Below are 14,728 nucleotides of genomic sequence, written 5' to 3'. Positions count from 1 at the left end.
TCTGTTGCCATCGTTGCCGGCTTTGTTTGCCACTGGATGCTCACCTTCTGAAGCGCCTTAGCGCTTCGTCGGTTGAAACTCTACCCATGCCCGCGTCCCGGTTGCGGTGTCGCGGTTTTGTAAAAAGAACGCCGCCTCATGTAGCTGAGCGATGCGCGTAACGATACTCAACCCCAGACCAATACCGCCATACCGGCTGTCCATGCGCACAAACGCCTGGCTCAGTTCGCCCACCTTCGACTCATCAATCCCCGGACCTTCATCTTCCACGACTAGCATTGGTCGCGCACCCTGAACCAGCGACAGCGTAATCGCTGACGTTTTTGGGCTATAGCGATGGGCGTTCTCTACCAGATTGCGCAGCAGCAGGCGCAGCAGCGTGGCGTCGCCGGGAACGGTTACCGTTGGCGTCGGCTCGGCAATCACCAGCGTTTGCGCCCGCGTTTCCAGCATCGTCTCAAGCTCGCCTTTTAGCGGCTCAATCACGTCGCTCAACAGATTTACCTGCTGATAGCTCCCCGCGGAGAACGACTGGCCGACGCGAGCGAGCAGCAGCAGTTGCGCCACGCTATCGGTCATCTGGTCCAGGCGTTGTACTAACGGGGACAGGTTGAGCTTCTGGGTTTTCTCCAGCAGTTCAAGGTGCAGCTTTAATCCCGCCAGCGGCGTACGCAGCTCGTGGGCGACGTCGGCGGTAAACAGGCGCTCTCGGTTAAGCGTCTGCGTCAGGTTATCAACAAGCTGGTTGATAGCGTTGGTCACCGCCTCAACTTCGACGGTGGTCTGTTGAAGAAAGATGGGTTGCAAATTTCCCGGCGTCCGTGAATCCAGCTCTTGTTGCAGGTCGGCCAGAGGGCGGGTGATCCGCTTTACCGCCTGCAGGCAGAGGAAGAGCGCAAGGCCAATGATCAGCAGGCTGGGCACCAGCAGGCTGGCAATTGCTTCACGCACCTCGTGGCGGATGTGTTTGGCGTTGTTGTGGTTATGCATCAGCATCGCCACTTCCAGCTCAATCTGCTCTTTGCTCTCATGCCAGAGCCAGAACACGCTAATGAGCTGACACACCACCAGAATCACGCCGATGGTGAGCAACAGCTGATGCCGCATTGGCCACTTGCGGATGGAAAATAGCGCCATGCCTTACTCCGCTTTGCTTATCGCGTTAACCAATTGGTAGCCAAATCCGCGTACGGTGCGAATCCGCGCTTTACCCACCTTGTCACGCAGGTTGTGGATATGCACTTCCAGCGTATTGGTCGCCGGTTCGTTATCCCAGTTGTAGATATCGTTGTAGAGGATCTCGCGGTGCACCGGACTGCCTGCTTTCAGCATCAGCCGTGAAAGCAGGGCGTACTCTTTCGGCGTCAGTTCCAGCAGCTCTTCATCGAGCCAGACCTGGCGGCGGGTGACGTTAAGGCGCAGATTCTCAACCGTAATTTCGTTATCGCCCTGGTTCAGGTTACGTCGCAGCAGGGCGCGAATGCGGGCATTCAACTCTTCCAGCGCGAACGGCTTCACCAGATAGTCATCGGCGCCGGTATCCAGCCCCATCACGCGGTCTTCCAGCGTATCGCGGGCAGTCAGAATCAGCACCGGCACGCTCATTTTTTCCTGCCGCATGCGGTTTAAGAAGTGCAGGCCGTCTTCGTCTGGCAGACCTAAATCCAGCACTACCAGGCTGTAATGTCCGTTAGCCAGGCTCAGCGCTGCCTGCTGTGCGGTTTCTACACCATCACAGGCATATCCTTCGCTCTGCATTGCCAGAATCAGCCCCTGCAATAATAGGGTGTCATCTTCCACGACTAATATTTTCATCTGCTGGCCTCTATTTACAGGTGGCTAATATATCATCCGCTGCGCGATATTCCTGAGTCTCTACGCCCGTTAATCCCAGCATTGTAGAGAACAGATTATCCTGCGAGTAGTCATTTTCTTTGGCCTTTTGCTGCAGGCAGGCGTAATTAACGCCATAGCGCTTCTGATAATCATCAGATAACCATAACAGCATTGGTACATGTTTTTGCGTTTCCGGGGCAATGGAATAAGGCAGCCCATGTAAATAAACGCCATTTTCACCCAGAGATTCACCGTGGTCGGAAAGGTAAACCAGGCTGGTGGTGAATTTATCCTGTTTTGATTGCAGCAGTTTTATCGCTTTATCGACAATATGGTCGACGTACAAAATCGTGTTGTCGTAGCTATTTTTCAACTGCTCCTGAGTACAGGACTGGATTTCGCTGGTATCACAGGTTGGCGTGAAGCGGCGGAATTCCGGCGGATAACGGTTGTAATAGGTCGGGCCGTGGCTGCCGATGGTGTGCAGCACGATGACGCCGTCACCTTGCATACTATCAATAGTCTTTTCGAGGTCATGGAACAGCACGTCATCGTAGCATTCGCCGTTGATGCACTGCCCAGGCAGGTTCAGCGCGGTGACATCCTGGTGCGGCACGCGGTCGCAGGCGCCTTTACAGCCGCCATCGTTATCGTTCCACTGCACCTGAATCCCGGCCCGCTGAATGATATCCAGCAGCCCTTCCTGGTGGTGCGCTAACGACTCGTCATAACCAGTGCGCGGCATATTAGAGAACATGCACGGAACCGAGACCGCCGTGGCCGTCCCGCAGGAGGCTGTTTTCGGGAAATAGACGACGTTATCTTTTGCCAGCAATGGGTTGGTTTCACGTTCGTAACCGCCCAGTGAGAAGTTAGCGGCGCGTGATGTTTCGCCGACGATTAATATCGTCAGATTTTTACGCGGGCCGTTTTTCATCACCGCTTTTTGTTTGGCATCTTCGCCAATTTTCACCAGCGGCAAGTTATCCATCTCATGGTGAAAATACCAGGAGTTCATCGCCACAATGCTGTTCGACGGGTTAAGCGATTTCACCAGCTCTTTATTATTGCGGAACAGCGACGCGTAATCTTTATAGAACAGGCCGGCGACCAGAAGAATTAACAGCGCCGATACGAGAACGGTGCCCGCACGCATTATTGTGCCGCGCCACACGCTTGCTGCCGGTTTAATTTTGATCCACCAGGCCAGCGCAATAGAGAGCAGAGCGGTAAAGGCAAATACCATAATCATCTGCCCGGAGAGCAGGGCGTAGCTTTCCGCAGGGGTGGTATCGAGAATATTGGTAATCATCGAACGGTCGACAATGATGCCGAAGTTCATCATGAAATACTGCGCGCTGGCGCTGAGCAAAACAAACAGCGTCGCGGCAACTTTCTCTAAGCGAATCACCGAAGCCAGGGTCAGCAAAATAGCCATCACCGCGAAGGCGACTACCGGCATGGACAGGAACACCAGCGCGTTGTGCAGGCCATCGACCGGCAGCAGCGTAAAGGCCTGGCGATAGAATACGATGTTCAGCGCCAGAGCGATGTACAGCGAAAACAGGATGATGTAGGTCAGTCGGCTGACGGCAGGACGATGGCGAAACAGGCGAAGCATAGCGTTGAACCCAAAGAGATTGATGTTCGCTATGCTGCCCGACGTTTTTTAAGACAACCTTAAGATTTTAAGGAAACGCGACCAAAAGCCTGAAGCGCCTCTTCTAGTGCAGCACGTAACAGATGGCGATCGTGGCGATACGGAATGTCGCTGGCCTCCAGCGGTTGCTGGATCACCAGTTTCCCTTCTACGCCGCTGATATCGGTTTTGGGGCCAGCAATTACGGCATCGATAACGGGTTTACCAATGTAGTGCTCCAGCAGCGCAAGGCGGTCGCTGAGGGTTAAATGGCCTGCGGGGCTGTGTTCCCGGCCGAGGTTTTCAATGTAAACCATTTGTGCCGGGGTGCGGCGCAGCGCCTGGGCAATCTCTGGCAGCAGCAGAATAGGCAGCAGGCTGGTGTAAAAACTGCCGGGGCCAATCAGAATCAGATCCGCCTCGGCGATAGCCTGCACCGCCTCGCGGGTCGCGGAAACCGACGGCGTTAGCATCAGCTCCTGCGGCGGCAGCGCAAGCTGATCGATATTCACTTCGCCGTAGATTTCATGCCCCTCGCTATCAATCGCCATTAAATCGACCGGCTGCTCGGACATGGGAATCAGTGAAGCCTCAACTTTCAGCAGATTTCTTATTAAATTGATCGCCTCTAAAGGCCTTACGCTCAGGTGGTCGAGCGCCTTTAACATCAAATTTCCGAGGTTATGTCCAGAAAGTTCGCCGTTACCGCCAAAACGATACTCAAACATCGTCGAAGCAACGCTGGGTTCGGTAATTAACTGATTAAGACAGTTGCGCATATCGCCCCAGGCGATGCCGCCTTCCGAACGACGGATACGCCCCGTTGAGCCGCCGTTATCGGTGGTGGTGACAATGCCGGTCAGGCGAGAACCAAGGGAGGAGAGAGACGACATCACGCGTCCAAGTCCGTGCCCGCCGCCGAGCGCCACAACGCGGTCGAGATCGGCAAAAGTGCGATTGCGCATACAACTTCCTTATGTCTGAAAAACCTGCTTACATTAGCCTAACTACCTCTAAAAGACGATGCTCCACCCCCAGCAAAATGACGTATATCAATGCAAAAACGTGATTTTTACGTATTCTGTAGGGAAAGTGCACGATAGGCTCGCTATGTACAAGTTTATATAGCGAAAGCGAAAATGGCGAAACCTTTATTCTCGCGCTACTATTCGGCATAACATGGTTCAGTCATCCTGCCATGCAGGTTGAACAACACACTCTAGCCTCTGTGCCTAAGTTGAAAAATAGGGCGCTTTGGCCGCAACAGCCAACGCTGTTGCCAGGGCGAAGGAAGAAATGATCTCGCCTCCCGTATTTGGAAAGGTGTCTATGGCTTCACAACTCACTGATGCGTATGCACGCAGCTTCTACTATCTGCGTTTGTCGATTACCGACGTATGCAATTTTCGCTGCACCTACTGCCTGCCAAACGGCTACCAGCCTAACGGAGTCACCAATAACGGATTTCTGTCTCTGGACGAAATTCGCCGGGTGACGCGCGCCTTCTCGGCGTTGGGTACGGAAAAAGTGCGTCTGACCGGCGGGGAACCCTCGCTGCGTCGCGACTTTACCGACGTTATCGCCGCTGTGAGAGAGAATACCGCTATCCGCCAGATTGCCGTGACCACCAACGGTTACCGTATGGCGCGCGACGTCGCGGGCTGGCGCGATGCGGGCTTAACCGCGATTAACGTTAGCGTCGACAGTCTGGACGCGCGTCAGTTTCATGCCATCACTGGTCAGGATAAATTCCGCCAGGTTATGGACGGCATCGATGCCGCCTTTACCGCGGGCTTTGAAAAAGTGAAGGTCAACACCGTGCTGATGCGCGATGTTAACCATCATCAGCTCGACACCTTTCTGGCGTGGATCAAACCGCGCCGCATTCAACTCCGCTTTATTGAACTGATGGAAACCGGCGAAAGCAGCGAGCTGTTCCGCAAGCACCATATCTCTGGCATGGTGCTGCGCGATGAACTGCTCAAACGCGGCTGGATCCATCAAATCCGTCAACGCAGCGACGGCCCGGCGCAGGTCTTCTGTCACCCCGACTACGAAGGGGAAATCGGCTTAATTATGCCGTATGAGAAAGACTTCTGCGCCAGCTGTAACCGTCTGCGCGTATCGTCCATTGGGAAGCTGCATCTGTGCCTGTTTGGCGACGGTGGCGTTGACCTGCGTGAACTGCTGGCGGATGACGCTCAGCAGCAGGCGCTGGAAGCGCGTATTGCCGAAGCGTTAACCCACAAAAAGCAGACCCACTTCCTGCATCAGGGCAATACCGGAATTACGCAGAATTTGTCCTATATTGGTGGATAATTCCAAATCAAGGAGCACGTAAATGAGTCAGGTGAGCGCTGAATTTATCCCGACACGCATTGCTATTCTTACTATTTCCAACCGTCGCGGCGAAGAAGATGACACCTCCGGCCACTTCCTGCGCGACTCTGCCCAGGAAGCCGGGCACCAGATAGTCGATAAGGCCATCGTCAAAGAGAACCGCTATCAGATTCGCGCCCAGGTTTCCGCCTGGATTGCCCGCGACGACGTACAGGTGGTGCTGATCACCGGCGGTACCGGTCTGACCGATGGCGACCAGGCCCCGGAAGCGCTGTTGCCGCTGTTCGACCGCGAAATCGAAGGCTTTGGCGAAGTGTTCCGCATGCTCTCCTTTGAAGAGATTGGCACCGCGACGCTGCAGTCCCGCGCCGTCGCCGGTATGGCGAACCGGACGCTGATTTTCGCGATGCCGGGTTCAACTAAAGCCTGCCGTACCGCGTGGGACAACATTATTGCCCCGCAGCTGGATGCCCGTACGCGTCCGTGTAACTTCCACCCTCATCTGAAGAAATAAACGATGTCGCAACTGACCCATATCAACGCGGCGGGTGAAGCCCACATGGTGGATGTCTCCGCCAAGGCGGAAACCGTTCGCGAAGCGCGCGCTGAAGCGTTTGTTACCATGCAGCCGGAAACCCTGGCGATGATTATCGAAGGCAGCCACCACAAAGGTGATGTGTTCGCCACGGCGCGCATTGCCGGTATTCAGGCGGCCAAGCGCACCTGGGATCTTATCCCGCTGTGCCATCCGCTGATGTTGAGCAAGGTGGAAGTTAACCTGCAGGCCGAACCAGAACATCACCGCGTGCGCATTGAATCGCGCTGTCGCCTGACCGGGAAAACCGGCGTTGAAATGGAAGCGCTGACGGCCGCCTCGGTCGCCGCGCTGACGATATACGACATGTGCAAAGCGGTGCAAAAAGATATGGTCATTGGCCCGGTTCGTCTGCTGGCGAAAAGCGGCGGAAAATCGGGCGATTTCAAGGCGGATTCCTATGATTAATGTGCTGTTTTTTGCTCAGGTCCGCGAGCTGGTGGGCACCGACTCGCTGGCGCTGGCGCCTGAGTTTGCAACGGTTGAAGCGGTACGCCAGCATCTGGCGGCGCAGGAAGGGCGCTGGTCTCTGGCGCTGGAAGAGGGCAAGCTGCTGGCGGCGGTGAATCAGACGCTGGTGAGCTTCGACCATCCAGTTGCAGACGGCGACGAAGTGGCATTTTTCCCACCGGTAACAGGAGGTTAAGATGAGCGAGACCCGAATTATCGTCCGCCATGAACGCTTCAGCGTTGGGGATGAATACCCGTGGCTTGCCGAGCGCGATGAAGATGGCGCGGTCGTGACCTTTACCGGCAAGGTGCGTAATCACAACCTGGGCGATAGCGTCAAAGCGCTGACCCTGGAGCATTATCCAGGTATGACTGAAAAAGCGCTGGCAGAAATCGTTGATGCCGCGCGCGAACGCTGGCCGCTCGGCCGCGTTACGGTCATCCACCGTATTGGTGAAATGTGGCCTGGCGAAGAGATTGTGTTTGTCGGAGTGACCAGCGCGCACCGCAGCAGCGCGTTTGACGCCGGCGAATTTATCATGGACTACCTGAAAACCCGTGCGCCGTTCTGGAAGCGAGAAGCCACGCCGGAAGGTGAGCGCTGGGTCGAAGCCCGTGACAGCGATAAACACGCTGCCGAGCGCTGGTAAGCCGTGAATGTGATACGCTTAGAATAAGTTCTACTCACACTCAGGAGAAAGTCATGGAACGATTCCCTCGGTCCGATTCAATTGTGCAGGCGCGTAGCGGTCTGCAAACCTATATGGCTCAGGTATATGGCTGGATGACCTGCGGGTTGCTGCTGACGGCGTTTATCGCCTGGTATGCGGCTAACACTCCCGCGGTGATGATGTTTGTCTTTTCCAGCAAAATTACCTTCTTTGGGCTGATCATTGCACAGCTGGCGCTGGTGTTCGTGCTTTCGGGCATGGTTCAGCGTCTTAGCGCAGGCATGGCGACCACGCTGTTTATGCTCTATTCAGCGCTCACCGGGCTGACGCTATCGAGTATTTTCATCGTCTATACCTATTCGTCCATCGCCAGCACCTTCGTGGTGACCGGCGGGATGTTCGGTATTATGAGCCTGTACGGCTACACCACGAAGCGCGACCTGAGCGGCTTTGGCAACATGCTGTTTATGGCGCTGATTGGTATCGTGCTGGCGTCGCTGGTGAACTTCTGGCTGAAAAGCGATGCGCTGATGTGGGCTATCACCTACATCGGGGTGATTGTGTTCGTTGGCCTGACCGCCTATGACACCCAGAAGCTGAAAAATATCGGCGAGCAGATTGACGTTCGCGATTCGTCGAACCTGCGCAAATACGCCATTCTCGGCGCGCTGACGCTGTATCTCGACTTCATCAACCTGTTCCTGATGCTGCTGCGTATTTTTGGCAACCGCCGCTAAATGCCTCCCTGGCGTCGCAATGCGGCGCCGGGAATCTCACCTAATCCCCTGCATTTTCCTCTTCGTTAAATGAATGTTTAGGCACAATTCATCACTCTGTTGGTGAAAATAGTGACAACAGCGTCACAAAAAGCACCACTATTACGGAATTTTCCGTAGACTTGAGTACTCTGAATAAGCGAATAAAATTCTTCAGGAGAGAAGCCATGAAGTGGCAACAACGAATTCGTGTCGCAACGGGACTCAGTTGCTTGCAGATTATGTTGCATTTACTGGTCGTCGCCGCACTGGTGATGGGCTGGATGGGCGGCGCGCTGGTACGCGTTGGCCTGGGGCTCTGCGTGCTGTATGCCGTGACCGTCGTATTGATGCTGGCGCTGCAGCGCCACCCTGAGCAGCGCTGGCGTGCCTTCGCCGACGTGCTCGAAGAGTTAACCACCACCTGGTATTTCGGCGCGGCGATGATTGTCGTCTGGCTATTGTCACGCGTGTTGCACAATAACTACCTGCTGGCGCTGGCCGGGCTCGCTATCCTCGCAGGCCCAGCCGTGTTCTCGCTGCTGGTGAAAGAGAAAGCCTCAGGCGATCTTGCGGCGAAACATCGCGTACGCCACTGATCCCGTCGTGGCCGCTATAAACAGTAGCGGCCACAAACTCCCCCAGATAATCGACAAACTCGCATCCTTCAAATAGATCTGCTTGGTGATATCGGTAAAGTGACGAATCGGGTTTATCCACGTCAGATGCTGCAGCCACAGCGGCATGTTCTCCACCGGCGACACGTACCCTGAAAGCAGAATCGCGGGCATCATAAAGACGAATACGCCGATAAACGCCTGCTGCTGGGTTGAGCATAGCGACGAGATAAGCAGCCCGAAGCCCACCAGCGAGAGTCCGTAAATCACCATCGTAAAGTAGAACAGCGCCAGCGATCCGGCGAAGGGGATCTGATAGGCCCAGATCCCGACTGCCAGTACGATGCTTGCCTGGAAGGTTGCCACAATCAGCGCGGGCACCGCCTTGCCGACGAAAATTTGCCAGGTGGCGAGCGGGGAGACCAGCAGCTGGTCAAGCGTGCCCTGTTCGCGTTCACGCGCCACCGACAGCGAGGTCACGATCATCACGCCGATGGTGGTGATCATGGCGATCAGCGACGGCACTACAAACCATTTGTAATCGAGGTTGGGGTTATACCAGTTACGCACCACCAGCTCGCTGTTATTGGGCTTCGCTTTCCCCTCCAGCAGCTCCTGCTGATAGTTTTTGACGATCTGCTGGAGATAGTTAGCGGCAATCTGGGCGCTGTTCGAGTTACGCCCGTCGAGCAGCAGCTGCATCGGTGCGGTCTGGAACGTGTCGAGGTTACGTGAGAAATCAGCCGGGAAGCGCACTAATAGCAGCGCCTTCTGGGTGTCGATGGTCGGCTGGATCTCCTGCGGGCTTTGCAGCAGCAGAACGTGGGTAAACGCTTTGGCGCGGGCGAAGCGCTGGGTCAGCTCTACCGAATGTTTACCGTTATCCTCGTTATAGACGGCGATGGTGGCGTTGGTCACCTCTAGCGTGGCGGCAAAGGGGAACAGCAGTACCTGGATCAGCACTGGCATGATCAAAATAGCGCGCGTCTGCGGTTCGCGCAGCAACGACTGTAGCTCTTTGCGGATAAGCGTCCATAAGCGGTACAGCATGTGAATTCTCCATTGTCCCCGGGGTCACTTCGTTCGCCCGGGCTACAGATAAAGGGTAGCCCGGGCGAGCGCAGCGACCCCGGGAAAGCATCAATCCAACCGACGTTTGGTTTTCATCCACGTCAGGCCAATAAACATCACCGCCGAGGCAATCAAAAACAGCGTGTTGACCATCAGCACCACCGGAATATTCCCCGCCAGAAACAGGCTTTGCAGGGTGCTGACGAAATAGCGCGCCGGAATGATATAGGTCACCACGCGAATCGCCGCTGGCATACTGTCTATCTGGAAAATAAACCCGGACAGCATAATCGACGGCAGAAACGCGGCGTTGAGCGCCACCTGCGCGGCGTTAAACTGGTTGCGGGTGATGGTCGAAATCAGCAGCCCCATTCCCAGCGTGCTGAGCAAAAACAGGCTGGTGATGAAAAACAGAATCACCAGCGAACCGCGATACGGCACGCCGAGTACAAACACCGACACCAGCATACAAAGCAGCATCGCCAGCATGCCGAGGAAGTAGTAGGGGATAAGCTTGCACAGCAGTAGCTCGACGCGGGTCACTTCGGTGGAGAGCAACGCCTCCATGGTGCCGCGTTCCCATTCGCGGGCGATCACCAGCGAGGTCAGGATCGCGCCGATGACCGTCATAATGATGGTTATCGCCCCCGGAATAATAAAGTGCTGGCTGATGGCCGCCGGGTTAAACCAGTAGCGGGTCTGCACGTCGATAAGCGGTTCGAAGCTTTGCCCGTTGTCCTCGGCGCGCTGTTTCTGCCACAGCTGCCAGATCCCCTCGACGTAGCCCTGCACAAAGTTAGCGGTATTAGGCTCGCTGCCGTCGGTGATCACCTGAATCGGTGCATCGTCGCCGGGGCGGGCCATTTTCTTATCAAAATCGACCGGCACCACCACCAGGCCGCGAATGCGTCCGGCCTGCATCATCTCAATCAGCTGCTGGCGGTTGTCGCTGATGGTGGCGTCTATGTAGGGCGAGCCGGTGAGGGTATGGGTGAAGTCCAGCGCCTCTTTGCTCTGCTGTTCGAGCAGCACGCCAACCCGCAGCTTGCTGGAGTCGAGGTTAATGCCGTAGCCAAAAATAAACAGCAACATCAGCGGGATCACTACCGCAATCAGCCAACTGCTGGGATCGCGGACGATCTGCCGCGTCTCCTTCACGCACAGCGCACGCACGCGCCGCCACGATAGCCCTTTAGCGCTCATCGGCATGCTCCTTATCCCAGTCGTGGATGAGGGTGATAAACGCCTGCTCCATGGTGGGGTCAGGCTGTTGCTCATCCGCGGCTTTGGCTTTCAAATCGTCCGGCGTGCCGCTGGCAATCAGCTTGCCGCGATAGACCAGGCCAATACGGTCGCAGTACTCTGCTTCATCCATAAAGTGAGTGGTCACCATCACGGTGACTCCTTTTTCCACCATGCTATTGATATGCAGCCAGAATTCGCGGCGAGTGATGGGGTCAACGCCTGAGGTCGGCTCATCGAGGAACAGAATATCCGGCTCGTGCATCAGCGAGCAGGCCAGCGCCAGACGCTGCTTAAAGCCCAACGGCAGCGCGTCGGTGGTATGACGAGCGATTTCCTTCAGGCCGAACGCCTCGCTCATGCGCTCAATTTTGTTGTTCTGCACCCGCCCGCGCAGGCCATATACGCCAGAGAAGAAGCGCAGATTCTGCTCGACGGTCAGGTTGCCGTAGAGGGAGAATTTCTGCGCCATATAGCCCAAATGCTGGCGAGCTTTGCCTGAACCGGTTTTCAGATCCATATCCAGCACTAACGCATTGCCGGATGTTGGCACCAGCAGGCCGCACATCATCTTGAAGGTGGTGGATTTTCCCGCGCCGTTTGGCCCGAGCAGGCCGAAAATCTCGCCGCGCTTGACGGCAAAATTCACGTGGTCAGTGGCGGCGAAATCACCAAATTTCTTGGTGAGCTGTCTGGCTTCGATCACCGTCTCATCCGCCGTGCCCTGAACGGTGTGCAGAATCGCCCCCAGCGGAGACTCTGAGGTGCCCGCACCGCCGAGCAGATCGATAAACGCATCTTCAAAGCGTGGCGTCGTTTCTTCAATCTCCAGTTCCGGCATCCCCGGTGCGCGCTTAAGATCGTCCGCCGTTGCCGATTTCTTCAGGATAACCCTTACCGAGCGCCCTTGAATCATGCCGTCGCTGACCATCTCCTGCTTCAGCGCGTGCTGTAACAGTCGGCGGTTATTCTCCTCCGGGCTATGCATTAAAAAGCTGCGCCCGGCCATGGTGCGGGTGAGGGCGGTGGGTTCGCCCTGATAGAGCAGCTCGCCTTCGTTCATCAGCAGCACGTCCTGGCACTGCTCGGCTTCATCGAGATAGGAGGTGCTCCAGAGGATCAGCATCCCGTCGCCTGCCAGTTCATGCACCATCTGCCACAGCTCGCGGCGGGAGATGGGGTCAACGCCAACGCCGGGCTCATCGAGCAGCAGCACCTTCGGTTCGCCGACCAGCGTACAGGCGAGCCCCAGCTTCTGCTTCATGCCGCCGGAGAGCTTACCGGCCAGGCGTGAGGTAAACGGGCCAAGCGCGGTAAATTCCAGTAGCCGGGCAAAAGTTTTCGCGCGCGCCTCGCCGGTGACGCTGCGCAGGTCGGCGTAGAGGTTGAGGTTCTCCATCACCGTGAGGTCTTCGTAAAGACCGAACTTCTGCGGCATGTACCCCATCACTGAGTGCAGTGCGCTATCGTCTCGAATCGGGTCGAGCCCCAGCACCACAGCGCTGCCGTCGTCAGGCTTCAATAAACCCGCCAGCATGCGCATCAGCGTGGTTTTCCCCGCACCGTCCGGGCCGACCAGCCCGGTGACGTAGCCGGCGTTAATCGTGCAGTCCAGCTTCGCCACCGCCGGTTTATTCATGCCGGCGAACTGTTTAACCAGCCCGTGCAGCTGAATCTGCTGGTCACTCATGGCGCGACCCATCGCTAAAACGCAGGGTGACTGGCATCCCCTGGCGCAGGCTATCGTCGGCATCGGTCACGATAATGCGCAGGCGGTAGACAAGGTCGGTACGCAGGTCCGGCGTTTCAACGGTTTTTGGGGTGAATTCTGCGGTAGGCGAAACAAAGCCAATTTTGCCGTGATACGGCTTATCCGGGCGACCGTCGGTATAGAGCAAGATCTCGCGACCCGGCTGCGCCTGGCTGAGATTTTTTTCATCGACATAGGCACGAACCCAGACCGGACGGGTCAGGGAGAGCGTCAGCACCGTGCTGCCTGCGCTGAGCATGCTGCCGGGTTCCACGGCGCGGGTGAGCAGCGTACCGTCGGAAGGGGCGGTAAGCACGGTGTCCTGTAAGTCCAGCGCGGATTGCGCCAGCTGCGCCTGTGCTTGTTCCAGATTGGCTTTGGCCTGGGCGATTTCCTGCGGACGGTTACCGGCGCGGTACTGGCTCAGTTTATCCTGCGCGGATTTCAGCGTCGCCAGCGCCTGGTCACGTGAGGATTTCGCGTTTTCCAGATCGTTTGCCGATAACAGCCGTTTGCTCCACAGCCCCTGCTGGCGCTGCAAGAAGCTCTGCGCATAGTCATAGGCGGCCTGCGCCTGTTTGACGGCCGCTGCCGCCTGCGCAATCTCTTCGGCACGGTAGCCCGCCATCATCAGGTCGTACTGTGCCTGGGCGGTGGCGACGTTGGCTTTTGCCTGCATCAGCGCGTTTTCAAACGGTGCTTTATCCAGTTCGCCCAGCGTCTGCCCCTGTTTGATGGCGTCACCCTCGTCAACCGATAGTGACTGTAGGCGGCCGCCGACGCGGAAGCTCATATTGACGGTGCGGATATCGACGTTCCCGTACAGGGTCAGGCCGTTATTTTGCCGACTCTGATACCACCATGTTCCGCCGCCAATCAGGGCGACGATGACCACCACGACCAGAATAAGCGCTACCGGTTTTTTCATGACTTCAGGCTCCTTTGCGTCAGTCCTTGCAAAATCAAATCGATGTGGCAGGTCACCACCTGGAAAATCTGCTCGGCCTTGTCGGCATCAAACTGTGACCAGCCGGTACGCATCAGGATGGTTTCCCGTCCGAGGCGAAAGGCCAGCACTTCGCCGAGCAGCGCGTGGGTATGGAGGATCATCTGCGTACTGTTGGCGTCGCAGCCAGTATAGGCGGCAATCAACCGGGTGAGGTGCGCGTGCAGCGGGGCGATGACCTGATCGTGGATCCGCTGGTAGGCGGCGGTCGGCGAAAGCTGCTCGCGGGAGATAAACTTGCTGAGGTTCAGGGTATCGTCCTGGGTCAGCAGCAAAATCATGTTCTGGCAGGCATGGAGGATCAGCGCGCGCATGGCGTCTCTGTCCGGCTCTGGCTGGGCGAAAAGCCGTTCTGCCGCTTCGGCATGCGAGCGGAAGTTCTCACCGATAAAGTCAGCAATCCACTGCGCGCAGGCCTGGTATAAATCTTCTTTTGAGCCAAAATAGTAGGTAATCGCCGCGATATTCTGCCCGGCCTGGGCGGCGATGTCTCGGGTGGTGGCATGGAGCCCGTACTCGCCAAACTGAGCGAGCCCCGCGGCTATCAGCTGGCTTTTGGCCTGCTCACCTTTGCTGGTTATTGGCGTTGTGCTCATGGCGTCACCAAAATTAATCAAACGATTGATTAAGATTATGCCGCGTTTTTAAACTTGTCCAGTCTGGTGAATAATCTTGTTTTCTCCCCCGGAGGGGATAATTTATGCGGTGCATCACAAAAACTGCTACACTCCGCCCCTTCATGACATTGTGGTTTTT

General features: G+C 56.4%; 16 protein-coding genes and 1 riboswitch. Of the genes, 7 read left to right on the top strand and 9 right to left on the bottom strand.

Annotated elements, in window-relative coordinates; all coding sequences use genetic code 11:
• Window positions 1–57 precede the first annotated feature (57 nt).
• Genes pmrB through yvcK form a run of 4 tightly spaced genes read right to left on the bottom strand, consistent with a single transcriptional unit; the run spans window position 58 to window position 4,440 of the window.
• Window positions 58–1,137, bottom strand: a complete 1,080-nt coding sequence (pmrB, locus tag HII27_RS04215) for a two-component system sensor histidine kinase PmrB (protein ID WP_185666709.1) — start codon at window positions 1,135–1,137, stop codon at window positions 58–60.
• A gap of 3 nt (window positions 1,138–1,140) precedes the next feature.
• Window positions 1,141–1,815, bottom strand: coding sequence for a two-component system response regulator PmrA (gene pmrA, locus HII27_RS04210; protein ID WP_185666708.1), 675 nt, complete (start codon window positions 1,813–1,815; stop codon window positions 1,141–1,143).
• Between the two features lie 10 nt (window positions 1,816–1,825).
• A complete protein-coding gene (eptA, locus tag HII27_RS04205; protein WP_185666707.1) occupies window positions 1,826–3,457 on the bottom strand; it encodes a phosphoethanolamine transferase EptA in 1,632 nt (543 codons plus the stop codon).
• Between the two features lie 59 nt (window positions 3,458–3,516).
• Window positions 3,517–4,440: a uridine diphosphate-N-acetylglucosamine-binding protein YvcK gene (yvcK, locus tag HII27_RS04200; protein ID WP_185666706.1), complete on the bottom strand. Its 924-nt coding sequence runs from the start codon at window positions 4,438–4,440 to the stop codon at window positions 3,517–3,519.
• 240 nt (window positions 4,441–4,680) lie between these two features.
• Window positions 4,681–4,817: riboswitch (molybdenum cofactor riboswitch) on the top strand.
• Between yvcK and moaA the strand changes: the two genes are divergently transcribed.
• From moaA to HII27_RS04165, 7 genes are all read left to right on the top strand, one after another.
• Window positions 4,805–5,794, top strand: a complete 990-nt coding sequence (moaA, locus tag HII27_RS04195) for a GTP 3',8-cyclase MoaA (protein ID WP_185666705.1) — start codon at window positions 4,805–4,807, stop codon at window positions 5,792–5,794. Its footprint overlaps the riboswitch before it by 13 nt.
• 22 nt (window positions 5,795–5,816) lie before the next feature.
• Window positions 5,817–6,329, top strand: coding sequence for a molybdenum cofactor biosynthesis protein B (gene moaB, locus HII27_RS04190; protein WP_035892242.1), 513 nt, complete (start codon window positions 5,817–5,819; stop codon window positions 6,327–6,329).
• Window positions 6,330–6,332: 3 nt separating this feature from the next.
• Complete coding sequence (moaC, locus tag HII27_RS04185) at window positions 6,333–6,818, top strand: cyclic pyranopterin monophosphate synthase MoaC (RefSeq protein ID WP_185666704.1); 486 nt, start codon at window positions 6,333–6,335, stop codon at window positions 6,816–6,818.
• Window positions 6,811–7,056: a molybdopterin synthase sulfur carrier subunit gene (gene moaD, locus HII27_RS04180; protein WP_185666703.1), complete on the top strand. Its 246-nt coding sequence runs from the start codon at window positions 6,811–6,813 to the stop codon at window positions 7,054–7,056. Before moaC ends, moaD begins: the two co-directional genes overlap by 8 nt.
• A gap of 1 nt (window position 7,057) precedes the next feature.
• The gene (moaE, locus tag HII27_RS04175; RefSeq protein ID WP_035892247.1) at window positions 7,058–7,510 is read left to right on the top strand and encodes a molybdopterin synthase catalytic subunit MoaE; all 453 of its coding nucleotides are present in this window, start codon (window positions 7,058–7,060) and stop codon (window positions 7,508–7,510) included.
• 53 nt (window positions 7,511–7,563) lie between these two features.
• Entirely contained in the window at window positions 7,564–8,268 is a 705-nt protein-coding gene (locus tag HII27_RS04170; RefSeq protein WP_035892249.1) for a Bax inhibitor-1/YccA family protein, read from the top strand.
• A gap of 206 nt (window positions 8,269–8,474) precedes the next feature.
• Entirely contained in the window at window positions 8,475–8,885 is a 411-nt protein-coding gene (locus HII27_RS04165; protein WP_185666702.1) for a YbhQ family protein, read from the top strand.
• Here the strand turns inward: HII27_RS04165 and HII27_RS04160 are convergent.
• From HII27_RS04160 to cecR, 5 genes are all read right to left on the bottom strand, one after another.
• Window positions 8,847–9,953 (bottom strand): ABC transporter permease, encoded by a 1,107-nt coding sequence (locus HII27_RS04160; RefSeq protein ID WP_185666701.1) that lies wholly within the window; start codon window positions 9,951–9,953, stop codon window positions 8,847–8,849. The two genes, HII27_RS04165 and HII27_RS04160, sit on opposite strands and share 39 nt — an antisense overlap.
• 90 nt (window positions 9,954–10,043) lie before the next feature.
• Entirely contained in the window at window positions 10,044–11,177 is a 1,134-nt protein-coding gene (locus HII27_RS04155; RefSeq protein ID WP_185666700.1) for an ABC transporter permease, read from the bottom strand.
• Window positions 11,167–12,906 carry an ATP-binding cassette domain-containing protein gene (locus HII27_RS04150; RefSeq protein WP_185666699.1) on the bottom strand — a complete coding sequence of 580 codons (1,740 nt, stop codon included), beginning with the start codon at window positions 12,904–12,906 and terminating at the stop codon, window positions 11,167–11,169. The genes HII27_RS04155 and HII27_RS04150 overlap by 11 nt, the downstream gene beginning before the upstream one ends.
• A complete protein-coding gene (hlyD, locus tag HII27_RS04145) occupies window positions 12,899–13,894 on the bottom strand; it encodes a secretion protein HlyD (RefSeq protein ID WP_185666698.1) in 996 nt (331 codons plus the stop codon). Before hlyD ends, HII27_RS04150 begins: the two co-directional genes overlap by 8 nt.
• Window positions 13,891–14,568, bottom strand: coding sequence for a transcriptional regulator CecR (cecR, locus tag HII27_RS04140; RefSeq protein WP_185666697.1), 678 nt, complete (start codon window positions 14,566–14,568; stop codon window positions 13,891–13,893). Before cecR ends, hlyD begins: the two co-directional genes overlap by 4 nt.
• Window positions 14,569–14,728 lie beyond the last annotated feature (160 nt).

The organism is Kluyvera sichuanensis, from assembly GCF_014218705.1.
GTDB classification, from domain to species: domain Bacteria; phylum Pseudomonadota; class Gammaproteobacteria; order Enterobacterales; family Enterobacteriaceae; genus Kluyvera; species Kluyvera sichuanensis.
Note: the sequence above shows the minus strand (reverse complement) of the source record. Positions and strands in the feature narration are given on the sequence as shown.